The sequence below is a fragment of the Neorhizobium petrolearium genome, from assembly GCF_029854435.1.
GTDB classification, from domain to species: Bacteria; Pseudomonadota; Alphaproteobacteria; order Rhizobiales; family Rhizobiaceae; genus Neorhizobium; species Neorhizobium petrolearium.
The window spans coordinates 3,309,231-3,335,294 of the sequence record NZ_CP123000.1 but is presented as its reverse complement, the minus strand read 5'-3'; the positions used below and the strand labels follow the sequence as shown (position 1 = coordinate 3,335,294).

Sequence of the window (26,064 nt, the reverse complement as noted above, 5' to 3'; positions counted from 1 at the left end):
GCAGTTCGTTAGTTAGTTAAACGACGAACTTCTCTTGCGCCAACCAATCTTTGTGATTCACCGATCAATAAAACGAAAGGCTGGCGACCAGGCGCGGATCAGACCAGGCCGTGATCCTTCATCGCCTTTTCCTCGTCGCCCGTGATATAGGCAAAAATCCTGGGGCGGCCGCCTGCAACGGTGATGAAGTAGAAGTTGGTGAAGCGGATATTTCCGCTTTCACCCGATTTGTTGAGATAGGCAAAATCCCAGCCGACCTCTGCGAGTGCGTGCAGATCATTGAGCGGCGTGACCTTTATGCCGGTAATGAGCATCTGTTTGCCGCCGACCTCGCGGTAACGCGCAAATCCTTTCGGGATGACCTCGCGAAATTTTTCGTCATTGGGTCCACCGAACACCGCTTGCGGTGTCGAGCCGACAAAGTACGCGGCGAAGAAGGCAGTCATTCCGTCGATATCAACCAAGGACGCATCCTTGAGCGCATCGTTGCTAATTCTGCCGTAGTCATTGAAGAGTTCGCGGACCGTCGTTTCCAGGTCTGTCATGGCTCAGCCTCCTTTCCGCAGAGAGGTGGTGCCGCCAATTCGGGTCATCAAGACTTACCGACCGGACTGCCAAACAAAAGGCCGCTCCGTTGCCGGTGCGGCCCATTCCCTTCCGTGACAAGGCTCGTAGCATGTCGCCCGAGATCAGCGACATGCTACGCCACCGATCATCGGGATCGCATCAGGACTTATTGACGCTTGCGGCGTAGATCTGATCGATCGTTTCGGCCAGGCTGGCATCGAACTCTGCGTCGCTCATCGTGACGCGCAGTTTTTCCGTCAGCCCGCGCGAGAAACTCGCGATCATGCCATGGTTATGGCTGAGCTTTTCGCAGGCTTCCGCTGTGCTGTAGCCGCCGGAAAGGGCGACGACGCGAATGACTGATTTATGAGCGACCAAAGGCGCATAGAAATCGGCGACCGTCGGGATCGTCAGTTTCAGCATGACGGTCTCACCTGCTGGAAGCTTGTCGAGTTGCTCGGCGATCTCGTCGCGCAAAATGGCTTCAGCCTGTTCCTTTGTCGGGCTTTTGATGGAAACTTCAGGCTCGACGATCGGCACCAGGCCTTGGCCGATGATCTGGCGCGCAACCTGGAACTGCTGCTCTACGACGGCAGCGATCCCGGCCTTGTCGGCATGGGCAATCACCGACCGCATCTTCGTCCCGAATATTCCCTTTTCGCGGCCACGGATCAGAAGAGTATCCAGATCGGGCATCGGCTTCATCGTTTGAACGCCGTTTTCCTCGGCATTCAGGCCCTTGTCGACTTTGAGAAAGGGTACGACGCCGCGCTTTTCCCAGAGATAGGACGGAACAGCCTCACCATCGACATCGCCGTCCATGGTCCGCTCGAACAGAATAGCGCCGATAACCTTGTCGCCCGTAAAGGCGGGCGCGCTCATGATGCGGACCCGCATGGCATGCATCAGGCGGAACATCTCCTCGTCGCCATGATAGTCGGTGTCGGATACGCCATAAAGGCGCAACGCTCCAGGTGTTGAACCACCGCTTTGATCCAGTGCCGCAATAAATCCGGGCGCAGAGCTGATCTTGTTCAACATCTTCGCGTCCACCATACTACACTCCTGTCCCTAAGTTGGCGCAAAACGCGCTCATATCTCCTAAGATGCCATCCGCGGATAACAGAAGTTTTTTTTAAGGGAAATCCCGTGGTAAGTCATTGAAACGATTGAAATCGTTTCAATCGTTTAAAATATCTAAAGTTTTTAAATGCTTCTTGACGCCCGAACGTGCGGACATAAATCCGCACGCCGATTTTTGGAATTATAGCTCAAGCCGCCTTGGAAAGCACGGCCACGCCCGGCAGTTCCTTGCCTTCCATCCATTCCAGGAAAGCTCCGCCGGCGGTCGAGACATAGGAGAAGTCGTCGGCCACGCCGGCATGGTTGAGGGCCGAGACTGTGTCGCCGCCGCCGGCAACCGAGACGAGCCTGCCGGCCTTGGTTTCTTCTGCCGCATGCCTGGCTGCCGCGACGGTCGCCTTGTCGAAGGGGGCGATCTCGAAGGCGCCGAGCGGACCATTCCAGACGAGCGTCGAAGCCCTGGAGATCCAGTCGTTGATCGCCGCCACCGATTTCGGGCCGACGTCCAGCACCATGGCGTCCGCAGGGATCGATGCGATATCGACAACCTCGTTGGCGGCGCCCGCCTTGAATTCGCGGGCGACGACGCCGTCGGCCGGCAGCACGATCGCGCAATTGGCGGCTTCCGCTTCCTTCATGATTTCCCTAGCCGTATCCGCAAGGTCGTGCTCACACAGCGACTTGCCGACATTGATGCCCTTGGCCGCGAGGAAGGTATTGGCCATGCCGCCGCCGATCACCAGCGCATCGACCTTTTTCACGAGGTTCTTGAGGAGGTCGATCTTGGTGGAAACCTTGGCGCCGCCGACGATCGCCACCACCGGGCGGGCCGGATTGCCGAGACCCTTTTCCAGCGCCTCCAGCTCTTCCTGCATGGTGCGGCCGGCATAGGCGGGCAGATGATGGGCGAGGCCCTCGGTCGAGGCATGCGCGCGATGGGCGGCGGAGAAGGCATCGTTGACGTAGATATCGCCGTTTTCGGCAAGCGCTGCGGTAAAGGCCGCGTCGTTCTTCTCCTCGCCCTTGTGGAAGCGGGTGTTTTCGAGGAGCAGGATGTCGCCGTTCGCCATCCCGTCGATCGCCTTCCTGGCATCGGGGCCGATGCAGTCGGTCGCGAACAGGACTTTCTGTCCGAGCACCTCGTTGACGGCCGTCATGATCAGCGACAGCGACATATCGGCGACCGGCTCGCCCTTCGGACGGCCGAAATGGGCGAGCAGGATGACTTTCGCTCCCTTCCCGGAAAGTTCCAGGATGGTCGGCGCCACGCGCTCGATTCGGGTCGCGTCTGTTACCTTGCCATTGGCGACGGGAACGTTGAGGTCGACGCGCACGAGCACGCGCTTGCCTGCGATATCGGGAAGATCGTCAAGGGTTTTAAAGGCCGGCATGATGCTGATCCACTTGCTGAGGAAAAGTTCGTGCGGACCATACTATGCCAGACCGATGACGCAAGGCGGTTGTCGGATGCTTGCGCCATTCTCTTCGGGAACCTCGGCATTCATGCCGCGGAGGCCGGACCTTCCGGGGGCGTCGCGCCGCTTTTTCCAGGCACCGGCTTGCCGCGATACTTGCGCAGGAGGTCGCGGATGCGGTGGGCGATCTCGCGCATGTTGATGAAGATCGGCAGATTGGTCGCCGGCTCCACCGGCTCCAGCGAAATGCCGAGGCTGCGGATCTCGTCATGTTCGTCGAGCTCGCGGACGATCAGCACGATCGAACCGAAGCGGATGCGGTCCGCATATTCCGCTCTTCCGCCAAGCCTGGAGGTCATCAGGTCGCCAACCGTCATGTTCTGCTCGTTGGCGGACAGGAGGCCGGGCCCGTAGGCCGCATCGAGCTCCCTTGCAGGGCGCGTCGGCGAGATGGCGAAGGCGCCGAAAAATTCGGCATCATCCTCCTCGACCGGCACGCGGCTTGCGAAAAGGCGATCGAGAAGCTTCGTGTAGCTGGGCGCCACGAAGAGATAGACCTGGTCGCCTTCCTTCAGCCGTCCCGCATACTGGTAGCGCATGCTGCGTCCGTCGCGGATGACGAGCGAGGGCATCGCCCAGCGGGGAATGCGCTCGCCGCTGAGGATTGGGCTGTCCTTCATGACGCGGTAGGAGATCAGCTCGTGGGTCGCCTTGCCGGGCAGGTCCAGCTCGACCTTGTCGACCGCCCCCATGCGCGGCGGGATGATGAGGCCGAGCCTTTCGGCGACCGGCCGGATCGTCCAGCCCTGGACCAACAGGGAGGCGAGCACGATGATGAAGGTCGTGTTGAAGAAGACCGAGCCGCTTTCCACCCCGCTGAGGATCGGCATGATCGCAAGCAGGATCGAGACCGCCCCGCGCAGGCCCACCCAGGCGACGAAGCCGGTTTCCTGCTGGGTGAAGTCGTAGGGGAGCAGGCTGAGCCAGACAGCGACGGGGCGGGCGACGAACATCAGGAAGAGCGCAAGGCCGATCGCCGGCAGGAGGATGGCCGGAAACTGCGAGGGGGTGGCGAGCAGGCCGAGCACCAGGAACATGATGATCTGCGCAAGCCAGGTCAGCCCCTCGTTGAAGCGGACGATCTGCTGCTTGGCGAACATCCGGCGGTTGCCGGAATAGATGCCGGCGACATAGACGGCCAGGAAGCCGCTGCCGCCCATGACGCCGGTGAAGGCGAAGACGAGCAGCGCCAGCGTCAGCACAAAGATCGGCGCAAGCCCCCGGTCGGAGGTGAAGCGGTTCAGCACCCAGACGATCATCATGCCGCCGAACAGGCCGAATATCAGACCAAGCCCCATCTGCTCGATGAAAAGCATCAGGAAACGGAAGTCCAGGCCGGAAAAGCCCTGGCCGGTGGCGACCAGTTCCGACAGCGCGATCGTCAGGAAGATCGCCATCGGGTCGTTGGTGCCGGATTCCACCTCCAGCGTCGAGCGCACCCGGTCGCGGATGTTGATGCCGCCAATGCGCAGCAGGAAGAAGACGGCGGCGGCATCCGTGGACGCGACGATCGAGCCGAGCAGCAGGCCTTCGACAAAGGAGAAGCCGAGGAAGAACGAGGCGGCGATCGCAAAAATGCCGGCCGTCAGGAGCACGCCGGCAGAGGCCAGCGTCAGCGCCGGCGCGGCGGCGATGCGGAAGGAATGAGCGGGCGTCATGAAGCCGGAATCGAAGAGCACGATCGCCAGTGCCAGCGATCCCAGCATGAAGGTGAAGGAGTAATTCTCGAACTGGATGCCGAGGCCATCGACGCCGGCGAGCAGGCCGATCGACAGGAAGACCAGGAGGAGGGGGGCGCCGAAGCGAAAGGCAAGCAGGCTCGAAAGGGCAGCCGACAGCACGAGCACCGTGCCGACCAGCAGGATGATGTAGAATGCCTCCACCGAATTAAGCCCCTTCCTTCACACCTCGCTCGTGACACGATCCCCGCCCGCAGTCCCGATCGCCGGAACTGTGCTGTGCCGCCATGCGGCTTTGCAAGAATGAGGCAGATCCCGACCGGAGGCCAGGCGAATCGATACGACGCGTTGATTAGGGAGGAACAATTCCGGCAAGAGAAGGGCGAGGGGGAAAAAAGATGGACTCATCCCTTGGTGCCGAAGCCTTTTCAATTTTCTGCCCAGCGTCTTGTCCCAAAACCGGTTCCCACTTTTGGGGATGCTGGATTATCGGAGAGCCCACACGAATGCGGAACCTCATTTAGTTTGTATAAAGTGGCTCCGCATTCGCGTGGCCTTCGGCGTTCTCTCGGGGCTTCCGGCCCCTACAGGTGATCATCTCGCCTCGCTGCGTGGTCTTGTTCACGCCCGTCCTTTCGGGACAGGCTCACCACTTGCACGGCTCAACCGAACCGGACATGGCTGCCCGGGGGAGGCTTGATAGGAGCGTTTGTCTTGCGACGAACTCTCCATGGCTTTCACCTCTTCCACCTTTCCCGCACGTTACGGTTCCGATGAAAGCGCCGGCTCCCGCCTGCCCGCGAACGTCTCGCGAAACACTCCGGCGACGGAAGCGAGGTGATTGTAGGCATGGGTTGTGAGGGCGGGGAAATTAGGGGATGAAAAAAATTTGGCAAAGCGCAGCATGACGGGCTTTTGCGGTTTCAGGGCAAGAAAGAACGTCACATGGTTTCTTTCGGACCGGAAGCTGCCGTTTGGCGATCTCGGCGTGTATAACCTCTTTGCGCCCAATTCGGCTGTTCAGAACCGCGTCGTTTAAACCCAATACCGGCCGTTCGCAGATCTAGCCCACAAATGGCGGTCAATCGCTTTTCGGGGAGCCTGACTTAGGCGAACACTGGGCAACTCCTTTGGCTAGATTGTCAGTCCTTTCGATCAGGCCTGCGATCAGTGCGTTGACCTGCTCCACGAACGGCGTCGTTAGCAGCAGGAGACCCTTCCCACGCTGCATGATCGGCACAAGGTTCACGACCTCCCTTTCGTCGTTCAGTTCGGGATGGAGCCAAAAGGGCTTGTGAGCCATCGCGTTCCGCAAGGTTCTCAGCTCGCTCAGGTCTGCCTTGAGGGATGCCGCCTCATCGGACGAGAGTACATGTGGGGCGATCTGCATGACCACGTTGATGCGGCGCTCGAATGCGAGTGGTCCAAGTAACCCTTCGTCAAAGGCGTCCCGAACTTCGGGAATGCCAATCCTGTCGCCCAGCATAAAGTGGGTGATGGCAACGCTAATATGCCGCTCGACGGTGAACGCGCCAGCCAGAACACCGCCGCGTACCTGCCGGACCCATTCATAAATCGACTTCGACCGCGCTTCGACGTCGAAGCCCTCTGCGGCCGGGCGGGGGCCGTCCGCTCCCCAATTTGTCGCTCCGTCGATGATCATTGCCCGTCACCGCAGAACAGACGCTCTTCCAGATCGGCCTGCGTCGGCACGGCTCCCTCGTCGATCATCCGAATGAGGGCGTTCCGTAGGATTATGAAGCTTTGTATTAACACGGCGACCTCTGCATCTTGGGCTGTGTGTGCGGCCTTCGAGCGCGCGTTGTAGAGGTCCGCAACCGTCTTAAACAATTCGCGTCGCTTGGGCCCGACCGGCTCAAGGTAAGCCGCGATGTGAGCTGATACCCGAAAGCGAAGCTCAGCCCGTGACGGAGCGAATAGTTCTTCCAGCGCACCCCACGCTGTCAGCAACGCCGAGGCCGGTCGGTCCCTGACTGTGCAGGCGTCGGCCGCACGAAGTGCCATGTTTAGTGGCGAGCATGTCCGCAACAGTTCTGCCGTCCGGGGCCACACGGATTTCACCCATAACAGGTCCTCAATCTTGAGGCGCGACATCTTGTCGTCTCTCGCGTGAAGGATGCGCGGTTCAATCTCGAACGGCTGGAGCAGCGGATCCTGCTTCGATGCAACTGCCGCATCGAACGACACATCAGAAATGACTGGGACCATCAGATAAGTATATTCCGCCAGTCTCAGCAGCGCGGCGATCAACCACACAGTGTCCTCAGCTCTGAGTTCTCCTGGTAGCTTCTGGCCGATGGGAACTGCCAGTTCGACCTCAATATCGTAGCTGAACCCACCTCGCGCCGCGCGCCAAGGGGCAGGATGATGTTTCCCCTCCGTTGCTCTCGCGAACGCCATCATGTTGGCGGCAAAGAGATGAGCATACGTTGGCCTCAGGACGATGCCGTGTCCCATATCGAACGGCTCGCCGGCATACGTGACGTGGGAAATGCCCGCATAGAGGATTGATGGGGTTTCGATCATCCCGTGACCATACCGCGAAGAGTAATGAAAACGAAATAGACCCGAATATAAGGGGCGCTTCTACAATAATCAGCTGTGGAGTCGACGGTCCACTCGCGGCCCCAGAGCGGTCACTCATCTAACCCGATGGCGCTATGTCTCCCGTTGGCGCCGTGAGCGCTTCACGACCGGCGACTTTTGCTGGCGGTGCGCTTTCCTCGAACCCAGCATTGCCCTCTCCGAAATCCCCACAAACAAAAACCCCCTCCCTTGCGGGAGGAGGTTCATATCCTGCCGATGCCGCCGGAAGGCAGCCTCGCCAATCCTCAGATCAGCTTTGCAAGCACGATCGCCGTGTCCGCCATGCGGTTGGAGAAGCCCCATTCGTTGTCGTACCAGGTGAGGATGCGCACGAAATTGCCTTCCATGACCTTGGTCTGGTCGACCGCGAAGATCGAGGAATGGCTGTCGTGGTTGAAGTCGCGGGAAACCAGCGGCTCCTCGGTGTAGCCGAGGACGCCCTTCAGCGCGCCGTTGGCGGCGGCCTTGATGGCCTCGTTGATTTCTTCCTTCGTCGTGTTGCGCTTGGCGACGAACTTCAAGTCGACGACGGAGACGTTCGGCGTCGGGACGCGGATCGAGGAGCCGTCGAGCTTGCCCTTCAGTTCCGGCAGCACGAGGCCGACGGCCTTGGCGGCGCCCGTCGAGGTCGGGATCATCGAAAGTGCTGCGGCGCGGGCGCGGTAGAGATCCTTGTGCATCTGGTCGAGCGACGGCTGGTCGTTCGTGTAGGAGTGGATCGTGGTCATGAAGCCATGATCGACGCCCACGAGGTCGTTCAGGACCTTGACGACCGGAACCAGGCAGTTGGTCGTGCAGGAAGCGTTGGAGACGACCAGGTGTTCGCTGGTCAGCTTGTCGTGGTTGACGCCGTAGACGACCGTGAGGTCGGCGCCGTCGGCGGGGGCCGAGACGAGAACGCGCTTGGCGCCGGCCGTCAGGTGGGCGGCGGCCTTATCGCGGGCGGTGAAGATGCCCGTGCATTCCATGGCGATGCCGACGCCGAGTTCCCGGTGCGGCAGGGTCGCCGGGTCCTTGATCGCGGTCACCTTGATCGGCTTGCCGCCGTTGATGGCGATCGTGTCGCCTTCGACCTTCACCTCCGCGGGAAAGCGGCCATGAATGGAATCGTAACGCAGCAGGTGCGCATTGGTCTCGACCGGGCCGAGGTCGTTGATGGCGACGACTTCGATATCGGTGCGGCCGGATTCCACGATGGCGCGCAGAACGTTGCGGCCGATGCGGCCGAACCCGTTGATGGCAACCTTGACAGTCATTTCTGATACTCCCGCTTCTTACAGGTCTCTAGGTGAATGGTTCCGGCTCACGCGAGCTCTTTCTCGGCAGCGGCGACGACCGCTTCCGCGGTAATGCCGAAATGCTTGTAGAGATCCTTGGCCGGACCGGAGGCGCCGAAGGACTTCATGCCGATGAAGACGCCCTTCGGGCCGATGAAGTGATCCCAGCCTTCGCGCACTGCTGCCTCGACGGCGATCTTGACCGGCGAGTTGCCGACGATCGCCTGCTGGTAGGCTTCCGGCTGCTCCAGGAAGAGTTCGACACAGGGGACCGAAACGACGCGCGTCGCGATCCCCTTGCCGTCGAGGACAGCCTGCGCCTTCAGCGCGATCTCGACTTCCGAGCCGGACGCGAAGATCGTCACCCTGGCGTCGCTTGCGGAAACCAGTTCGTAGGCTCCGTGGGCGCAGAGGTTCTTCTCTTCGTAGGTCTTGCGGGCAGGCGTCAGGTTCTGGCGGGTGAGCGCCAGGCCGGAGGGGCGATGCTTTTCCTTGAGCGCCAGCTGCCAGCATTCCGCCGTCTCGGTCTCGTCGGCCGGCCGGAAGAGGAGGAGGTTCGGGATGGCGCGCAAGGACGCGACATGTTCCACCGGCTGGTGGGTCGGGCCGTCTTCACCGACGCCGATCGAGTCATGTGTCCAGACATGGACGACACGGATACCCATCAGGGCTGCGAGGCGGACGGCAGGGCGGCAATAGTCCGAGAAGATCAGGAAGCCGCCGGAATAGGGGATCAGGCCGCCGTGCAGGGCGATGCCGTTCATGGCCGCCGCCGTCGCATGCTCGCGGATGCCCCAGTGCATGTAGCGTCCGGAGAAGTCGGTCGGCGTGATCGACTTCATCTGGCTGGTCTTGGTGTTGTTCGATGGCGTCAGGTCGGCGGAACCGCCGAGCGTTTCCGGCACAAGCCCGTTGATGATTTCAAGCGCATCCTCGGAGGCCTTGCGGGTGGCGACCGTCGGATTGTTCTCGGCAACCTTCCTCTTGAAGGCGTCGATGGCGCTATCGAAGCTGCCTGGCAGGTCGCCGGCGAAGCGGCGGACGAACTCGGACTTCTTTTCTGCCGGCGCGGCGGCAAGGCGATCTTCCCATTCCTTGCGCGTCTTGGTGGAGCGCAGGCCGGCGAGGCGCCAGGCATCCAGCACGTCGGCGGGGACCACGAAGGCTTCCGCCTCCCAGTCCAGCGCCTTGCGGGCGGCGGCGATTTCCTCGGCGCCGAGCGGCGAGCCGTGCACCTTGTGGGTGCCCTGCTTGTTCGGGGCGCCGAAGCCGATGATCGTCTTGGCTGCGATGAAGGTGGGACGGTCAGATTTCTGGGCGGCTTCGATGGCGGCGGCGATCTGGTCGGGATCATGGCCATCGATCTCGATCGTGTTCCAATGCGCAGCCTTGAAGCGGGCGATCTGGTCGGTGGAATCGGCGAGGCTCACGGGGCCGTCGATGGTAATGTTGTTGTTGTCCCAGATAAGGACGAGCTTGTTGAGCTTGAGATGCCCGGCAAGTGCGATCGCTTCCTGGCTGATACCTTCCATCAGGCAGCCGTCGCCGCAGAGCGCGTATGTATAATGGCTCTGCAGGTCGGAGCCGAATTCTTCCTCAAGCTTGCGCTCGGCGATCGCCATGCCGACGGAGTTGGCAATGCCCTGGCCGAGCGGGCCGGTGGTCGTCTCGATGCCCGAGGCATGGCCGTATTCGGGGTGGCCGGCCGTCTTGGAGCCGAGCTGGCGGAACTGCTTGATGTCCTCGATCGTCATATCCTCATACCCCGTGAGATAGAGGAGCGAATAGAGGAGCATCGAACCGTGACCGGCGGACAGTACGAAACGGTCGCGGTCCGGCCAGAGCGGGTTCTTCGGATCGAATTTCAGGTAGCGGGTGAAGAGCACGGTCGCGATGTCGGCAGCGCCCATCGGCAGGCCGGGATGGCCCGAATTGGCCTTTTCCACAGCATCCATGGCAAGGAATCGGATCGCATTCGCCATCCGGTTATGTTTGTCGCGAGAGGTCATAGCTAATCCGCTTTTTCCGGGTGTCGGTCGCGGTCCTGCTGGTGCCACCAGGAGGTGGACCACGGACCGTCGGGGAGCGGCTGATCCTTAGCAGGTGCAACGCGCAAGTCAATAAAAGCACAGGCCCGACGATGGAATGATGGCGAAGTTTCCCGCATGCTGCCTGATTTATATGCAGTGCGAAGAGCATATCGAAACACAGGCCATGATCCACAGTTAGAACAGGTCCGACGGGTTTGGATTGATTGACCGCCTTGCGGCCCGTGAATAGTCTGTGGCGATTGTGGAGAATGCGGGCCGATGCGATTCGGCCCTCTTCGCGTTTCGACAGGAAGGCTTCTCATGCCGGCGGAAAAGACGATCGACATGGCGATCTCGGAGCTGAAGGCTGCGATCGGCGGTCTCGAAAGCGCCATCGAGGCGCGCATCGAGCGCCAGCGCGAAGGCCAGGAAGCAGAAGGCGAGGTGCGCCGCGTGCACGCGGACCGGGCGCGGCTTGCCCAGGAACTCGACGAATCGCAATTTCGCGCCAACCGCCTGGAAGAGGTGAACCGGGAAGTCTCGCGGCGCCTGGTGACGGCGATGGAGACCATCCGCGCCGTGCTCGACCGCTGACGCGGCAACAGGATCAAGAGGGGATCTCATGGCCCAGGTAACGGTGACGATCGACGGAAAAGCCTATCGCATGGCCTGCGAAGAAGGACAGGAAGATCACCTGACCGAGCTCGCCGAGCGCTTCGACCAGTATGTCGGACATCTCAAGAGCCAGTTCGGCGAGATCGGCGATCTCAGGATCACCGTCATGGCCGGCATCATGATCATGGACGAACTGTCCGAGGTGACGCGCAAGCTGGGCAAGCTGGAAGCGGAGGTTGGGGCGCTCAAGGCAAGCAGCGACGGTACGCTCGAAAGCCAGCGGCAAAACGAGCAGATCGTTGTCTCCGCGCTTGGCGAACTCGCCTCCCGACTCGAGGGCTTGACCGCGAAGCTCAACGGGCGTGCGCCGGCGTCTGTGAACTAGCGAACAGGCACTGGCGGCCGGCAATAAAAATGGCCGCGCTGCCACTGGTGCAATGCCGGTTTCCTCCTTATATTGACCTCGCGGTCTGTGCTTCTCGACAGGAACAATGAATCCTCGGGGCCATACCCGATCCTTAGGGAGCTGTCCCTGACCAGGCTCGTGGGCCTGGACATACGGCGCCCACCTACGTAAGTAGGCGCCCAGGATCGAAAGCTTCCATCGGTTGTCTCGGATCGCACTTTTCTCTTTAGTTCCTCAAAAGATCATCTTCGCGGGCGTTCGTGCCGGTCGACGCTTGAAAACGGTGGCGAGGCCACCAACTTCTTGCCGTCCCTTTCCACCAGCGGCCTGTTTTCAATGCGACTTTTCAACACGACCTTCGCCCGATCCTCCCTGCTGATGCTGCTTCTCGGCAGCGTCATCCTGGTCGCGATCGTGCTTTCCTCCTTTTTCATGTCGCGAAAGACGCAGGCCTATTTTCAGGACGTGGTGAAGCTGCGCGACGTGCGCAGTTCCGCCTCGGACATGCTGCTCAATCTGCGTGCCGCCGAATCCGGCCAGCGGGGTTATCTGCTTACCCAGGACGAACAGTTCCTGACGCCTTATACCGTTGCCACGACAAGGCTGCCGCAGGCCCGAGCCCGGTTCAAGGCAGCCGTCGAAGCGCAAAACTCCGTGCAGGTCCGGATGGACGAACTCGATCATCTGATCGATGAGAAGCTGGAGGAACTGCGTGGCACGGTCGATCTCGGCAGGAATGGCAACTTCGCCGGCGCCGTCGCGATCGTCAAGGGAGCCTATGGCCGCCAGACCATGGACGGCATCAGCGCCATCCTCAGCCAGTTGGTCCGAGACGCGGATGGACGGCTCAATGCGGGTGTCGGCGAGCTTCATGATTCGGCGTCGTCGCTGCAGTGGTTCACGGTCGGCGGCGGCGTTCTGATCATCCTCGTGCTCGGCGGCGCGATTGCAGTCGTCTTTCAGCATATACGCGAACTGCAGCGCGCGCGGGCGGAAGTGGAGGACCTGAACAGCAGTCTCGAAGAGCGCGTCAACGAGCGGACGGAGGATCTCATCCAGGCGAACCGGGAGATCCAGCGCTATGCCTATATTGTATCGCACGACCTGCGGGCGCCGCTCGTCAACATCATGGGCTTTACCAGCGAACTCGATGAGACCCTGAAATCGATCAGCACCTATGTTCTCGCCGACGGGGCCGCGCTGACGGAAGGTGATGTGCGGGAAGCGCGGCAGGCGGTCGAGGAGGACCTGCCGGAGGCGATCGCCTTCATCCGCTCCTCGACGAAGAAGATGGACGGGCTCATCAACGCGATCCTGAAGATTTCGCGCGACGGACGGCGTGAGTTGAAACCGGAGAGCGTCAATCTGCAGGAACTCCTCGAGATGACCGCGGCGAGCGTCTATCATCAGGTCAACGAGGCGGGCGGAGAGGTGAATATTTCGGTGGCGGCAGCTCGCGGCCTTATTACCGACCGATTTTCGATGGAACAAATCTTCGGCAATCTTTTCGACAATGCGGTCAAGTACAAGCACCCGGACCGCCCGTTGACGCTGTCGGTCAAGGCCATGCCGGCAGGGCGCAATTCCATTCGCATCGAGATCGCCGACAATGGCAGAGGAATCGCGCCGGAGGATCACGGGCGGATTTTCGAGCTCTTCCGGCGCTCCGGGGTCCAGGACAAGCCGGGTGAAGGAATAGGCCTCGCCCACGTGCGCTCATTAGTGAGAAATTTAGGGGGCGAGATTACGGTGACGTCCACCTTGGGCGGCGGTCAACGTTCATCATCCGCCTGCCGACCAATCTGTCCCAATATGTCAGGAGTTACGGGTCATGAAAGCTGCCGGAAGAGAAGTCACGATCGTGATGGTCGAGGACGACGAGGGCCATGCGCGGCTGATCGAGAAAAACGTCCGCCGCGCCGGCGTCAACAACGAGATCGTCCCGTTCACCAATGGCAACTCGGCGCTGGATTACATTCTCGGGACGGACCGCTCGGGAGCGATCAGCCGTGAACGGTACCTGCTCATCCTGCTCGACCTCAATCTGCCGGACATGTCGGGCGTCGACATCCTGGAGAAGGTGAAGTCCAATCCTCACACCAAACGCCTTCCGGTCGTCATCCTGACCACGACCGATGACGAGCGGGAAATCCAGCGTTGCTACGACCTTGGCGCCAACGTCTACATCACCAAGCCCGTCGACTATGAAAACTTCGCGCACGCCATCAGACAGCTCGGGCTGTTTTTTGCCGTGATGCAGATACCCGGACAATAACGAGAAGCGATGCCGCGCACCATTCTTTACGTCGACGACGACCTTGCCCTTGCCAGACTTGCCGAACGCCACCTTGGCCGCGCCGGTTATCAGGTCGTTCACGCGCTGGATGAGGCCTCCGCGATGGACGCGGTGGATCGGGGCGGCCTCGACGTGGTCGTGCTCGATCATTACCTGAGGTCCGGCACCGGGCTTGCGATCCTCCACCGGCTGAAGGAGCGTGGTTCGGATATTCCCGTGATCTACGTTACGGGCTCCAGCGACGCGACGATCGCCATCGACGCCTTGAAGAGCGGCGCCTCGGACTATGTCATCAAAACGGTCGGCGAGGAGTTCTGGCCGCTGATGGAAAGCGCAATCGATCAGGGCATTTTCAATGCCGAACTGCGCCGCGCCAAGGAGAAGGCCGAACAGGAGATTCGCCGCGGCAAGGAGCGCGCCGAGATACTGCTTGCGGAAGTCAACCATCGGGTCGCCAATAGCCTGGCGCTGGTCGCCGCACTCATCCGCCTGCAGGCCTCCAGCAGCGGCAGCGAGGAGGTCAAGGCGGCACTTTCCGAAACGCAGGCGCGCATTACCGCCATCGCCGGCATGCACCGCAGTCTCTACACCTCCGACGACGTCCGCCACGTGTCGATGGACAAGTATCTCGGCACGCTGGTGCGCGAGGTCCAGGGCTCGGTCAATAATCGGCAGGGGCCTTCGATCCGGCTGGATGCCGAACCGGTATCGCTCTCGTCCGATCGCGCCGTTTCCATCGGCATGATCGTCACGGAACTGCTTACCAACGCGTTGAAATATGCCTATCCGGCCGGCACGGAAGGCGAGGTGAGAATCCTCCTGAAGCGTCAGGGCGAGGACAGCGTGCTTCTTGCCGTCGAGGACGACGGCATCGGTTGGCGCGAAGACGATCAGCCGAAAGGCACGGGGCTCGGCAGCCGCATCGTCAAATCCATGGCTGCAACGCTCGGTTCGGCCATCCACTATGTGCCGAATATCGCCGGAACCCGCGCCGAACTGACGATCAGCCTGCACTGAAAGCTTCAGCCACTTCGCATGATTTTGTTCCAGCCATTGCAATGGGCGGGATGCGACCCTATGATTTCCATCTGCGAGTGAAGGTGCATAGCTCCGAGAACCGGTCTCCGGTTTTCTGAGCTGTGCGCGAAACTTTGCCGGCGAGGCGCCTTCGGCGCAATCGCATCAAGGCGGGCCGTTCTTCGGAGCGATGCTTCTGTTTCGCGTGCGGAATATTGTCCTAGCCAAAGAGCTCCTCTTGTTAACCGAAATCATCATCGTCATTGCGCTCACCGTTTTGAATGGTGTCCTGGCAATGTCGGAACTTGCCGTCGTGTCCTCCCGCCCCGTTCGTTTGAAGGTCATGTCCGAACAGGGCAACAAGGGCGCGGCGACGGCCATGCGGCTTGCGGAAGACCCCGGCCGCTTCCTCTCCACCGTGCAGATCGGCATCACGCTCGTGGGCGTGCTTTCCGGCGCCTTCTCCGGCGCCACGCTCGGCGCGCGTTTCAGCGGATGGCTTCAGGCGCAAGGCCTGTCGGACAATGCCGCGGATGCGCTCGGCGTCGGCTCGGTGGTGGTCGCCATCACCTATCTCTCGCTGATCATCGGCGAACTGGTGCCGAAGCGGATCGCATTGCGTGCGCCGGAGACGGTCGCTGCGCGGGTTGCGCCGGCCATGAAGCTGCTTGCAACGATCGGCGCGCCGATCGTCTGGTTTCTGGATGTTTCCGGCCGTATGGTGCTTAGCCTGCTCGGCCAGAGGGGCGAATCCGGGGACAGGGTGACGGACGAGGAAATCCGCACCGTGCTCGCCGAAGCCCAGAGCGCGGGGGTGATAGAGACGGAGGAATCGGCAATGATTTCCGGCGTCATGCGGCTCGCCGACCGCACGGCGCGCGGCCTGATGACGCCGCGCCGGGATGTCGAGGTCATCGATACCGAGGATGACCCGGAAGAGCTTCGCGCCCAGCTTCGCGCCACGCAGCGCTCGCGCCTGCCGGTGCGCAAGGGCAGTTCCGACGAGATCCTTGGTGTGCTGTTCGTCAAGGATGCCTACGGCTTCATCGCCGGCGAGAAGCAATTCGACGTAGCGGGGCTGATGCGCGAGGCGCCGGTCGTTTCAGACCTCACGGGCGCGCTCGACGTCATCCAGGCGCTCCGCCGCGCGCCGGCCCATATGGCGCTGGTCTATGACGAATACGGTCATTTCGAAGGCATCATCACTTCCGGCGACGTCCTGGAGGCCATCACCGGCGTCTTCCAGGAGGACGAGGAGGAGGAGCCCGCGATCGTGCCGCGCGACGACGGCTCCTTCCTTGTCGCCGGCTGGATGCCTGTCGACGAGTTCGCCGAACAGATGGGCGTTCCGATCGGGGAAGACCCCGGCTACGAGACCGTCGCCGGCTTCGTGCTCGACGAGATGAAGCACCTGCCGGAGCTCGGCGAGAGCTTCACGAAGAACGGCTGGACCTTCGAGGTCGTGGACCTCGATGGCCGGCGCATCGACAAGCTGCTCGTCACCAGGGCCACGGAAAGAGCGTGATGGCGGATGGGAAGACGAAAGCGGAGCTGCGTGGCGAGCGGCTCGCCGCACGTGACGCCATCTTGCCGGTCGAGCGGATCGAAAAGAGCCTGGCGATTGCTTCGCATGGGGCGGGCGCGATCGACTTTGAAGCAGGCGCGATCGTCTCCGGTTTTCTGCCGATCCGCTCGGAGGTCGACTTAAGGCCGCTGATGGCATCCTTGAGAGACCGCAGCGCGCGGCTTTGCGTTCCCGTCATCCTCGACAAGAAGACGATCGTCTTCCGCGAACTGGTCCGCGGAGCCGACCTGGTGCCCGGCACGTTCGGCACCTTCGGCCCGGGTCCGGAGGCGGCGGAACTCGATCCCGACGTCATGCTGGTGCCGCTTTCGGCCTTCGACCGGCAGGGGCACCGGATCGGCTACGGCGGCGGCTACTATGACCGGGCGATTCACCGTCTGCAGCAAAAAGGCCTGAAGCCGAAGCTGATCGGGATTGCATTCGACTGCCAGGAAGTGGCATCAGTGCCGTTTGAACCTCACGATATCAGACTGGACGCGGTCCTGACGGAAAGCGGCTACCGGCCCTTCGAACATTCGGGCCAGGCATAGATTGGATAAGAATGCGCCTTTTGTTTCTGGGTGACATGGTGGGCAAGACCGGCCGCACGGCGGTGTGGGAAAAGCTGCCCGGCCTCGTCTCCGACCTGAAGCTCGATTTCGTCATCGTCAACGGCGAAAATGCCGCCGGCGGTTTCGGCATCACGGAAGAGATTTTTCTGGAAACGATCAATGCCGGTGCCGACGTGGTGACGACCGGCAATCATGTATGGGACCAGAAGGACGCGATCGCCTTCGCCGCCCGCCACGACCAGTTCCTCAGGCCTGCCAACTATCCCGCCGGGACGCCGGGCAGGGGCGCCGGGCTCTACTATGCCCGAAACGGCGCCCGCATCCTGGTCGCCAATATCATGGGCCGGGTCTTCATGCATCCGGAACTCGACGATCCGTTCAAGAGCGCCGAGACGATCCTCGCGGCCTGTCCGCTGAAGGAGCAGGCGGACGCGATCGTTTTCGACTTCCACGCGGAGGCGACGAGCGAGAAGCAGTGCTTCGGGCATTTCGTGGATGGCCGCGCCAGCCTCGTGGTCGGCACGCATACGCACGTGCCGACGGCCGATTGCCAGATCCTCAATGGCGGCACGGGCTACATGTCGGATGCCGGAATGTGCGGCGACTACGATTCGTCGCTCGGCATGGACAAGGAAGAACCGCTCAACCGCTTCATCTCGAAAATGCCGAAGGGGCGTTTCGAGGCGGCGACGGGCCCGGCCACGCTCTGCGGCCTCGGCATCGAGATTTCCGACGCCACCGGCCTTGCGGAGAAGATCGCGCCCCTGCGGATCGGCCCGCGGCTGGCCGAAACAGTTCCATCTTTTTGGAACTAGAGGACTGCGATTGAGGGATGATCTAGGCCCAGCCCCTAACCTGGTGGCTTCAGCGCAAACCGATTCCATTCATGAACACGCCCACCAAATGAGCGATGTGCGCTTGCGGTGAGGTGTCTTTCTCAGTAGCGAGCGAGATTGCGGTCGCGACGCAGACTATGTCGTTGAAGCTGATATCAGGTCGAATAGCTCCCGCCTCCTGTGCAGTATGCAAAAGTCGGGCACCTTCCTCACTGGTAGCGAGACATCCGGGCGTTCCAATCTGTAGAACCGTCCCGAGAGACGCCGCAAAACCTCGATAAACATTCGTATATTGGACGAGTTCTTCAAGGTAGGCGCGCAAGGCGCTTGAGGGGTCAAGATCAACTGCTCTGGCACGGCTCGCCTCAGCGAGAGCCAAGAAGCGGGCGCTATACGTCGCGGCTAAGAGGTCTTCCCGCGTTGGGAAGCGGCGATAAAGCGTCCCGATCCCGACCCCGGCGCGCTTTGCGACGTCGTCCAATGAAACGCCCGTGCCTCTCTCCAGAAAGACTTCCTCGGCTGCGGCAAGGATTCGCTCCCTGTTCAGCTGCGCATCGGCTCGCAATGGGGTTTCGTCAGTCAAAAAATCTGCCTCACCATGACTTGTAAGTGGAGGATATCTCCATATAGTAACTGGAGCAATCCTCCACTTATTGTGAAAGCGAGCGAATGATATGACGAAGCGATTTGAGGACAAGGTCGTGGTGATCACGGGCGGAACGGACGGCATCGGCTTGACAACAGCCAAGTCGTTCGCAGCAGAAGGCGCCCATGTGTATGTCACGGGACGCCGGCAAGAACGCCTGGACGAGGCGCTCGAGGAAATCGGCAACGGTGCCATCGGTGTTCAAGGCGATGTCAGCGATCTTGCAGACCTCGACAGGCTATACGCGCAGATAAAGCGCGATCACGGCCGCGTGGACGTGGTCTTCGCAAATGCCGGCGTGTCCGAGTCAGCCCCCATCGGCGGCATTGAAGAAGATCATTTCGACCGCGTCTTTGGCATCAATGTGAAGGGCATGGTCTTCACCGTGCAAAAGGCTCTACCGCTGATGTCTGCCGGCGGCGCTGTTGTGCTGACTGGATCGGGGGCGGGTAGCAAGGGCTTCGCCAACCTCTCCATCTATAGCGCCACAAAGGCAGCGATCCGTTCGTTTGCGCGAACTTGGACGACCGATCTGAAAAGCCGGGGCATTCGTGTGAACGTCGTTTCACCCGGCATGGTCCTGACACCGGCAATGCAGACCTATCTGCAGAACAATGCCGGCGCCGAGGAATGGATGCAGCAAACTATTCCGTTCGGGAGGCTCGGCCAGACCGAAGAGATCGCCAAGGCGGTGCTGTATCTCGCATCGAACGAAAGCAGCTTCGTTGGTGGCGAAGAGCTATTTGTCGATGGCGGATTCGTGGCGGTCTGAAGATAGTTCCGGAAGGATGACCCACCTGAAACAGCCGCGCCGCAAGCGGACTCGGAATCGACATCCGCTTGAATTCCACATTTCGGTCTGGGGCGGTCCGGGCCGCCCCTTTTCCTTTCGCGACTTCGCAAAGCACCCTTACCCCTCGTCCCGGGTCTCCAGCGGCGCGCCCGGCAGATAGAGTGAGACGGGCCGGATTTCATAGACGGCGGTCGGATTGGCGCGGCGCAGGTCGCGGGCTGCTGCGACGGCATCGTCAAGTGTGGGGAAATCCACCACATAGAAGCCGAGCAACTCTTCCTTGGTTTCGGCAAAGGGGCCGTCGGTGACGATGCCGGCATCCTTGCCGCGGAGCGTCACGGCGCTTCGCGTGGGACCCAGCCGCGCGGCCGGTCCCAGATGCTTCTCCCTGACAAGCCGGTCGTTGATGCGGAGCAGATCGGTCATCAGTGCCGCATCCTCTTCTTCGGTCCAGGATTCGACCACTCCTTCTGCGTGATAGGCCAGGATAGCGTAGTACATGGATTGTCCCCTCCTTGTGCAATCTTGCGTTAGAGCGCTTCCTCAAGTAGTGTCAGCAAGCGCTTGAAATGCCGCTCGGAACCCTGCTCGTTGTAGACGCTGTGGTCGGGAACGGCCCAGCCATGGGCCATGCCGACGTAGTTTTCGATCGTATGGTCGACGCCGCCGCTGCGAAGGGCTTCCGCGAGCCTGCCCGATTGTTCGGGCGGAAACGAGTTGTCGACGCCGGCGACGCCCACATAAACCCGCGCCTTTATCTTATCGGCGAGCCTGTGCGGGCTGTCATCGGCGTCGCTCGCCAGATTGCCGCCGTGGAAGCTCGCCGCCGCCTTGACGCGGTCGGGATAACGGGCGGCGGCGGTGAGCGCACGTGCGCCGCCCATGCAATAGCCGACGACGGCGATCGGGCCGGTCGCGCCTGCCGCTTCCAGGGCGTCAATAAAGGCGGCGCCATCGCGGGCGGTCAGTTCCTGCGTAGTCGCCTGCATCATGCTCCGGAGCTTTGTCTTTGTGGATTCGTCGCTGAAGGCGGTCTTGGCATTGAAAGGTTCATAGGGCCCGGAACGGTAATAGAGATCGGGCACGAGCACGATATGGCCGGCATCGGCGATGCGCCGGCCCATGTCGTAGAGTGCCTGACGCGGGCCGAAGGCATCCATGTACATCACGACGCCCTTAACCGTCGCCGCGCGGTTTTCCGGCTTGATGACGGCAGCCCTGGCGGTGCCGTCGGCCGTCTTGATCTCAATGTCGTGCTTCATGAAATCTCCCTCCAGCATTCCTGCCTCATGCGCCGGCGAGGTTATCTCGGTCGGTGCGAAAGCTTTTCAATAGTCAATTCCATGATCTTCACCAATGACAGAATTGTGAGGGTCGGCGAGCCAATTCCGCTGGACCGGTCTTTCGCATTGCCGCATGTTTTCGCCGGGAATGAGCATGAACTGCAGTTCTTGGGAGTGGCACGATGCTACGGGCTCTCGCATTCGGTCTTTCCAGCCTTCTTCTTTCGGCCTTCGCCGTGTTCGCGCAGGATGCCGGCCTTCCGGTCAGCCAGTGCCAGGCGATCGCCAGCAAATTGCCCGGCGTGATGTTCGCGAGTTTCAGACCTTCCGACCTGCAGTTCGTCCAGACGGGGAAAAATCTCGCGCTCGCCGAAAAGGAGGAGGTGAAGATCACCTTCGTCGGCCACTCCACCTATTTCATCGAGACTCCGGAGGGTGTCGGGATCGCAACCGACTACAGCGGCGTCTATCCGCCGCCGCGTCTGCCGGATGTGGTGACGATGAACAAGGCGCATTCCACCCACTATACGCTCAGCCCGGATACCGGCATCAAGCATGTCCTGCACGGCTGGAGTGACGTTCCCAGCGAAAAGGCCGAGCATCGCCTGATGGTGGGGGATGTCTATATCCGCAACGTCGTTTCCGACATCCGCTCCTGGGGTGGAAGCGTCGAGGAAAACGGCAACTCCATCTTCATTTTCGAGGTCGCGGGGCTCTGCATCGGCCATCTCGGCCACCTGCATTTCGAGCTCACCGAGGAGCAATATACGGAGATCGGCCGGCTCGACATCCTGATGGTGCCGGTCGATGGCGGGCTCACGATGGGAGCGGACAGCATGAGCCGCGTCGTCCAGCGCCTGCGTTCCTCGCTCATCCTGCCCATGCACCGCTTTGGGCCGCCGCTCGACAACTTCCTTGCCATGTTCGATGGGCGGTTCGATATCGCCTATGCGAGAGAACCGGTGATCAGGGTTTCGATGCGGACACTGCCGAAGAAGCCGACCATTCTGGTGCCGCAAGGGCTTTGAGCATTCCCGCCGCGACGTATCGATCTAATGGAATTGCGGAAAGGCGAGGTGCTGCTTGACGCCGACCTCCGGCACCTTCTCGTCCGTCAGGTTCGCCTTGGCGATTTCCCAGCCGAACTTCAGCGAACTGTCCGTGGACGCCCAGATTTCCGCATCGTCGACGCGGAAGGCGAGCATGGTGAGCAGCGAGTCCTCCTTGCCGTTTTCGTACCAGGCGGCGGTCACGGCGCTCCAGTAGTTGTCGATCTTTGCCGGATCCTTGCGCACTTCCAGCGTGCCGGCCAGACAGGCATGATAGTCGTGGTTCTTGCCGACGACGCAGAAATGCGCCCGTGTACCCGGACGGATGGCTCGCACCAGGTCCGTATCGGTCTTGGTGAAGAACCAGATCGTGCTGGTCTTCCGATCCACATGCGGCGCCATCGGCTGGAAATGCATATGCGAGCCTTCGATGCCGAGCATGCCTGCATGGATGTTGTCGATCTCGTCCCAGAGCTGGCGTTCCGGCGCTTCGCGGGCTTCTGTCAGGCTTGCCATAGATTGTCTCCTCTATCTTCGTTCAGATGAAGAAACAGCGAGGCTCGGGCTTTGTTCCTGGATCGGGGCGGCGAAAAGCCCGCGCCCCAACCGGAAATGCTCTTGAACGGAAAAGCCTTGAACCTGTTGGGCTTCGAAATTATAAGGCGCCCATTCCAAAGCAAGCTAAAGCGTCAGGGGTGCCATGGCTGGCCATTCACAGTTCAAGAACATCATGCACCGGAAGGGCAAGCAGGACTCGATCCGGTCGAAGCTGTTCTCCAAGCTCGCGCGCGAAATCACCGTCGCCGCCAAGCAGGGTTTGCCCGATCCGACCATGAATGCGGCCTTGCGTCTGGCGATCCAGAACGCCAAGGCGCAGTCCATGCCGAAGGACAATATCGACCGCGCCATCAAGAAGGCGTCCGGCGCGGATGCTGAAACCTATGATTCCGTCCGCTACGAAGGCTACGGTCCGGGCGGCACGGCAGTCATCGTCGAGGCGCTGACCGACAACCGCAACCGCACGGCCTCGAACGTCCGTTCGATCTTCACCAAGGCGGGCGGTGCGCTCGGCGAAACCGGTTCGGTCTCTTTCTCCTTCGATCATGTGGGCGAGATCACTTACAAGCCGGGCGCCGGCGATGCGGACAAGGTAATGGAGGCGGCGATCGAGGCGGGCGCCGACGACGTGACCTCCGACGAGGACGGCCACACGATCATCTGCGCGTTCGAAAGCCTTGGCGAAGTATCGAAAGCGCTGGAAGCCACGCTCGGCGAAGCCGAGACCGTCAAGGCGATCTGGAGGCCGCAGAACACGATCGAGGTCGATGAGGAAAAGGCGCAGTCGCTGATGAAGCTCATCGACAACCTGGAAGACGATGACGATGTGCAGAACGTCTATTCGAACTTCGAGGTTTCCGACGAGGTGATGGCCAAGCTTTCGGCCTGATCTTTCCTCTACCTCCCCCTCGAGGGGGGAGGTCATCGCGAAGCGATGGGTGGGGGTGAAACATAAGCTGTCTTGCCTGTCACCCCACCCCGAACCTTCGGTTCGACCCTCCCCCTCAAGGGGAGGGTGAAATCTTCTCCATCATCGGCAAGGTCGCGAACAGTTCCACCGAGCGCAGGCGCTTGTCGATGTCGTGGATCGGCATGGAGATGATCAGTTCGTCGGCCTCGGTCTCTTCGAGAAAATCGCTGAGCTTCGCCGTGATCTTCGGCACGGAGCCCACTGCTGCGTAACGCAGCGTGTGCTCGACGTTCATTTTCTCCATCGGCGTCCAGAGGCCTTCCATGCTGTCGACCGGCTTCGGGAAGCGGGTTCGGACGTTCTTGCGCAGGTTGACGAACTGCTGCTGCGAGGACGTGAAAAGCCGCTCGGCTTCGGCATCGGTTTCTGCCGCGACGCCCATGACGCCCACCATCACATAGGGCTTTTCGAGCTCAAGCGAGGGCTGGAACCGCTCACGGTAGATTGCGATCGCCTCCATCAGCATGTCGGGCGCGAAATGCGAGGCGAAGGCGTAGGGAAGGCCCAGCGCGGCGGCGAGGTGGGCGCTATAGATGCTCGATCCAAGCAGCCAGATCGGCACATGGGCGTCCATGCCGGGAACGGCGATGAGGCCCTGGTCCCTTTCCGGCGTGCCGAGCAGTTTTTGCAGCTCGAGGATGTCGTGCGGGAAATTTTCCGCCCCTGCTTCGAGGTTGCGGCGAAGCGCGCTCGCGGTGCGCATGTCGGTTCCCGGTGCACGGCCGAGGCCGAGATCGACACGACCGGGCAGCAGCGCTTCCAGCGTGCCGAACTGTTCGGCAATGACGAGCGGCGAATGATTGGGCAGCATGATGCCGCCGGAGCCGACGCGGATTGTCCTGGTCGCGGCGCCCACATGGCCGATCACCAGCGATGTGGCGGCGCTTGCGATGCCCGGCATGCCATGGTGTTCGGCGAGCCAGACCCGTTTATAGCCCTCTTCTTCCGCCTTGATCGCCATGCGGCGGGACTGGTCGAGTGCATCGCGCACGGAATAACCTTCGCCGATTGGCGAAAGATCGAGAATGGAAAAGGGGATCATCGGCATGTCCTGAACGGATGGGTGACAGGGTGTCCCATCTATTTAGGCAGCCGTGTCCAGGAATGCGACCCCTCCGATCCACGGAAAAAGGGGCCGCGATGGCGGCCCCGACAGGTCACGATTTGACCAGCCGCAGATGCGGACCGCGCGTACCGGGATCGCGCGGCGGCGGGGTGATGACCGTGACATGCATGAAGCGGCTCGCCTTCTGGTCGATCTCGGCGATCTCCCGGTCCATGCGGTCGAGCGTCAGCGTTTCGATATCGGCCTTCAGGCTTGCGGAGCGTCTCGATTTTGCAAGTTCGTTCAGTTCGTCATAGGTGGAGGATGCGGTGCCGGCCTGGGTTTCAACCCCCTCCGCGAGATTGCCGATGTGTTCGCCTAGAGCGTCCAGATAAAGGCTGAGGGCGTCCAGTTCCCGGCCGATCTGCTCAGTCTTCTCCGAGAGCGCCTCGATGCGGCCGGGTGATGCCTTGCCGCCGGGGTCGCTGCCGATCTTTTCAATAAGCCTCAGCGCGGCGGCAACCGCCTCCTTGGGACGGTGTATGTCGAGCTTGGCGTTCTCGGCGATGGTGGCCGCGTGCTGGGCAAGTGCCTTCTGCTGGCGAAGGCCCAGGGCCACGGTGCCGGCAGCCGCGACCGCTTTGGAAAGGCGCGTGGATTCCTCGGCTTCTTTCCCCGCGTTTTCGGTCATGCTTTTCCGAAGTGCATCTGATTCGCGGCGCAGGAGACGGGCATTGCCGATGACCGAATCCACCGTGCCGCTCAGTGCGCGCAGACCGCGGTTGAAATCCCGCCGCATGCCCTCCAAGTGGGTGGGAAAGGGCGCATCGATTGTCGCCTCCAGGTCCCCGACGGCAAACCGTCTCAGCCCACTGTCCAGCGCGTTGACGACGACACGCATATGCTGCAGTTCCAATTCATTCGGATCTCGATCCCGTATCATTCGGGCGCCTCCTTTATGCTTCGGCTCCCCCCTTTGTGCTCAACCAACGCGGTGAAGGAAAGGCAGTTGCCGGATTTGTTAAGGTTCTGCCCAAATCCTTTTCCACATAGTTAACGGCGGACGAGTTAGGCCGAAGTCGCCGATATGGCCGTCACGTCGGCGTGGCGCCTTTTGCGGGAAGGCGATAGGCTCATGCGCATGACAGAGACGATTCGCATCATCGGTATAGATCCGGGGCTTCGCCGCACCGGTTGGGGGATCATCGAGACGCTGGGCAACAGCTTGCGCTTCGTCGCATCGGGCACGGTAACCTCGGATGGCGACATGGACCTCGCCTCGCGCCTTTGCCAGCTCCATGACGGGCTTGCAGAGATCGTGCATGCCTACAGGCCGGACGAGGCGGCAGTGGAACAGACCTTCGTCAACAAGGACGCGGTGGCAACACTGAAACTAGGCCAGGCGAGGGGGGTCGTCATGCTGGTGCCCGCGCGTGCCGGTCTGCCGGTTTCCGAATATGCACCGAATGCTGTGAAGAAGTCGGTGATCGGTGTCGGGCATGGCGAAAAGCAGCAGATTCACATGATGCTGAAGATCCTGATGCCGAAGGCGGATTTCAAAGGCAATGACGCGGCCGACGCGCTGGCGATCGCCATCTGCCATGCCCATCACAGGGGTGGAAGACGCATGCGGCAGGCATTGGCGGGGTAGTTTGTTCTTGACTTGTTCACGTTGGGTCAATAGGTAATACTTGAG

26 protein-coding genes and 1 other RNA gene are annotated in these 26,064 nt (G+C 61.2%); 13 read left to right on the top strand and 14 right to left on the bottom strand.

The features are described from left to right. Positions 1 to 98 precede the first annotated feature (98 nt). From QEO92_RS16525 to tkt, 8 genes are all read right to left on the bottom strand, one after another. Positions 99 to 545 (bottom strand): hypothetical protein, encoded by a 447-nt coding sequence (locus QEO92_RS16525; protein ID WP_227703745.1) that lies wholly within the window; start codon positions 543 to 545, stop codon positions 99 to 101. A gap of 181 nt (positions 546 to 726) precedes the next feature. After that, positions 727 to 1,623 (bottom strand): fructose bisphosphate aldolase, encoded by an 897-nt coding sequence (locus QEO92_RS16520; protein WP_227703744.1) that lies wholly within the window; start codon positions 1,621 to 1,623, stop codon positions 727 to 729. A 215-nt stretch (positions 1,624 to 1,838) separates the two neighbouring features. Then, the gene (locus tag QEO92_RS16515; RefSeq protein WP_227703743.1) at positions 1,839 to 3,041 is read right to left on the bottom strand and encodes a phosphoglycerate kinase; all 1,203 of its coding nucleotides are present in this window, start codon (positions 3,039 to 3,041) and stop codon (positions 1,839 to 1,841) included. Positions 3,042 to 3,151: 110 nt separating this feature from the next. Then, positions 3,152 to 5,008: a potassium/proton antiporter gene (locus tag QEO92_RS16510; protein WP_227703742.1), complete on the bottom strand. Its 1,857-nt coding sequence runs from the start codon at positions 5,006 to 5,008 to the stop codon at positions 3,152 to 3,154. A gap of 877 nt (positions 5,009 to 5,885) precedes the next feature. After that, a complete protein-coding gene (locus QEO92_RS16505; protein ID WP_227703741.1) occupies positions 5,886 to 6,467 on the bottom strand; it encodes a hypothetical protein in 582 nt (193 codons plus the stop codon). Next, the gene (locus QEO92_RS16500; protein WP_227703740.1) at positions 6,464 to 7,351 is read right to left on the bottom strand and encodes a HEPN domain-containing protein; all 888 of its coding nucleotides are present in this window, start codon (positions 7,349 to 7,351) and stop codon (positions 6,464 to 6,466) included. Before QEO92_RS16500 ends, QEO92_RS16505 begins: the two co-directional genes overlap by 4 nt. Positions 7,352 to 7,656: 305 nt before the next feature. Further along, positions 7,657 to 8,667 (bottom strand): type I glyceraldehyde-3-phosphate dehydrogenase, encoded by a 1,011-nt coding sequence (gene gap / locus QEO92_RS16495; RefSeq protein WP_227703739.1) that lies wholly within the window; start codon positions 8,665 to 8,667, stop codon positions 7,657 to 7,659. Positions 8,668 to 8,714: 47 nt separating this feature from the next. Continuing rightward, the gene (gene tkt, locus QEO92_RS16490) at positions 8,715 to 10,697 is read right to left on the bottom strand and encodes a transketolase (protein ID WP_227703738.1); all 1,983 of its coding nucleotides are present in this window, start codon (positions 10,695 to 10,697) and stop codon (positions 8,715 to 8,717) included. A 342-nt stretch (positions 10,698 to 11,039) separates the two neighbouring features. Here tkt and QEO92_RS16485 point away from each other — a divergent pair, with 342 nt between their 5' ends. The 9 genes from QEO92_RS16485 (at position 11,040) to QEO92_RS16445 (ending at position 18,003) form a co-directional block, all read left to right on the top strand. Next, a complete protein-coding gene (locus QEO92_RS16485; protein ID WP_037156158.1) occupies positions 11,040 to 11,312 on the top strand; it encodes a DUF4164 domain-containing protein in 273 nt (90 codons plus the stop codon). Between the two features lie 28 nt (positions 11,313 to 11,340). Next, a complete protein-coding gene (locus QEO92_RS16480) occupies positions 11,341 to 11,718 on the top strand; it encodes a cell division protein ZapA (RefSeq protein WP_227703737.1) in 378 nt (125 codons plus the stop codon). 79 nt (positions 11,719 to 11,797) lie between these two features. Next, a non-coding RNA gene (ssrS, locus tag QEO92_RS16475) (6S RNA) lies at positions 11,798 to 11,957 on the top strand. 118 nt (positions 11,958 to 12,075) lie between these two features. Further along, on the top strand, positions 12,076 to 13,752 hold the full coding sequence (locus tag QEO92_RS16470) for a sensor histidine kinase (protein ID WP_320443029.1): 1,677 nt from the start codon (positions 12,076 to 12,078) through the stop codon (positions 13,750 to 13,752). After that, complete coding sequence (locus tag QEO92_RS16465; protein ID WP_320443052.1) at positions 13,634 to 14,014, top strand: response regulator; 381 nt, start codon at positions 13,634 to 13,636, stop codon at positions 14,012 to 14,014. Before QEO92_RS16470 ends, QEO92_RS16465 begins: the two co-directional genes overlap by 119 nt. Before the next feature lie 9 nt (positions 14,015 to 14,023). Further along, on the top strand, positions 14,024 to 15,052 hold the full coding sequence (locus tag QEO92_RS16460) for a sensor histidine kinase (RefSeq protein ID WP_227703736.1): 1,029 nt from the start codon (positions 14,024 to 14,026) through the stop codon (positions 15,050 to 15,052). A 253-nt stretch (positions 15,053 to 15,305) separates the two neighbouring features. Then, positions 15,306 to 16,577 carry a hemolysin family protein gene (locus QEO92_RS16455; protein WP_320443051.1) on the top strand — a complete coding sequence of 424 codons (1,272 nt, stop codon included), beginning with the start codon at positions 15,306 to 15,308 and terminating at the stop codon, positions 16,575 to 16,577. After that, positions 16,577 to 17,167: a 5-formyltetrahydrofolate cyclo-ligase gene (locus QEO92_RS16450; RefSeq protein ID WP_037156093.1), complete on the top strand. Its 591-nt coding sequence runs from the start codon at positions 16,577 to 16,579 to the stop codon at positions 17,165 to 17,167. Before QEO92_RS16455 ends, QEO92_RS16450 begins: the two co-directional genes overlap by 1 nt. Before the next feature lie 11 nt (positions 17,168 to 17,178). Then, on the top strand, positions 17,179 to 18,003 hold the full coding sequence (locus QEO92_RS16445) for a TIGR00282 family metallophosphoesterase (RefSeq protein ID WP_037156095.1): 825 nt from the start codon (positions 17,179 to 17,181) through the stop codon (positions 18,001 to 18,003). Between the two features lie 49 nt (positions 18,004 to 18,052). On the opposite strand, the gene QEO92_RS16440 is transcribed toward QEO92_RS16445, so the two are convergent. Then, a complete protein-coding gene (locus QEO92_RS16440) occupies positions 18,053 to 18,607 on the bottom strand; it encodes a TetR/AcrR family transcriptional regulator (protein WP_227703734.1) in 555 nt (184 codons plus the stop codon). Between the two features lie 91 nt (positions 18,608 to 18,698). Between QEO92_RS16440 and QEO92_RS16435 the strand changes: the two genes are divergently transcribed. Then, positions 18,699 to 19,442: an SDR family NAD(P)-dependent oxidoreductase gene (locus QEO92_RS16435; protein WP_037156108.1), complete on the top strand. Its 744-nt coding sequence runs from the start codon at positions 18,699 to 18,701 to the stop codon at positions 19,440 to 19,442. Between the two features lie 138 nt (positions 19,443 to 19,580). Here QEO92_RS16435 and QEO92_RS16430 read toward each other — a convergent pair whose 3' ends face one another. Together QEO92_RS16430 and QEO92_RS16425 are read right to left on the bottom strand one after the other, a co-directional pair. Beyond that, complete coding sequence (locus tag QEO92_RS16430) at positions 19,581 to 19,964, bottom strand: YciI family protein (protein WP_037156110.1); 384 nt, start codon at positions 19,962 to 19,964, stop codon at positions 19,581 to 19,583. A gap of 29 nt (positions 19,965 to 19,993) precedes the next feature. Continuing rightward, the gene (locus QEO92_RS16425; RefSeq protein WP_227703733.1) at positions 19,994 to 20,725 is read right to left on the bottom strand and encodes a dienelactone hydrolase family protein; all 732 of its coding nucleotides are present in this window, start codon (positions 20,723 to 20,725) and stop codon (positions 19,994 to 19,996) included. A gap of 203 nt (positions 20,726 to 20,928) precedes the next feature. Here QEO92_RS16425 and QEO92_RS16420 point away from each other — a divergent pair, with 203 nt between their 5' ends. After that, positions 20,929 to 21,774: an MBL fold metallo-hydrolase gene (locus QEO92_RS16420; RefSeq protein WP_227703732.1), complete on the top strand. Its 846-nt coding sequence runs from the start codon at positions 20,929 to 20,931 to the stop codon at positions 21,772 to 21,774. A 24-nt stretch (positions 21,775 to 21,798) separates the two neighbouring features. Here QEO92_RS16420 and QEO92_RS16415 read toward each other — a convergent pair whose 3' ends face one another. Then, positions 21,799 to 22,311, bottom strand: a complete 513-nt coding sequence (locus QEO92_RS16415; RefSeq protein WP_227703731.1) for a pyridoxamine 5'-phosphate oxidase family protein — start codon at positions 22,309 to 22,311, stop codon at positions 21,799 to 21,801. Between the two features lie 184 nt (positions 22,312 to 22,495). On the opposite strand from QEO92_RS16415, the gene QEO92_RS16410 reads away from it, so the two are divergent. Then, complete coding sequence (locus QEO92_RS16410; RefSeq protein ID WP_037148978.1) at positions 22,496 to 23,242, top strand: YebC/PmpR family DNA-binding transcriptional regulator; 747 nt, start codon at positions 22,496 to 22,498, stop codon at positions 23,240 to 23,242. Positions 23,243 to 23,357: 115 nt separating this feature from the next. Here the strand turns inward: QEO92_RS16410 and QEO92_RS16405 are convergent, their stop codons facing one another. Then, positions 23,358 to 24,365 carry an LLM class flavin-dependent oxidoreductase gene (locus QEO92_RS16405; protein ID WP_227703730.1) on the bottom strand — a complete coding sequence of 336 codons (1,008 nt, stop codon included), beginning with the start codon at positions 24,363 to 24,365 and terminating at the stop codon, positions 23,358 to 23,360. A 115-nt stretch (positions 24,366 to 24,480) separates the two neighbouring features. Next, complete coding sequence (locus tag QEO92_RS16400; protein WP_227703729.1) at positions 24,481 to 25,311, bottom strand: methyl-accepting chemotaxis protein; 831 nt, start codon at positions 25,309 to 25,311, stop codon at positions 24,481 to 24,483. Between the two features lie 198 nt (positions 25,312 to 25,509). Between QEO92_RS16400 and ruvC the strand changes: the two genes are divergently transcribed. Further along, positions 25,510 to 26,019 (top strand): crossover junction endodeoxyribonuclease RuvC, encoded by a 510-nt coding sequence (gene ruvC / locus QEO92_RS16395; protein WP_037149610.1) that lies wholly within the window; start codon positions 25,510 to 25,512, stop codon positions 26,017 to 26,019. Positions 26,020 to 26,064 lie beyond the last annotated feature (45 nt).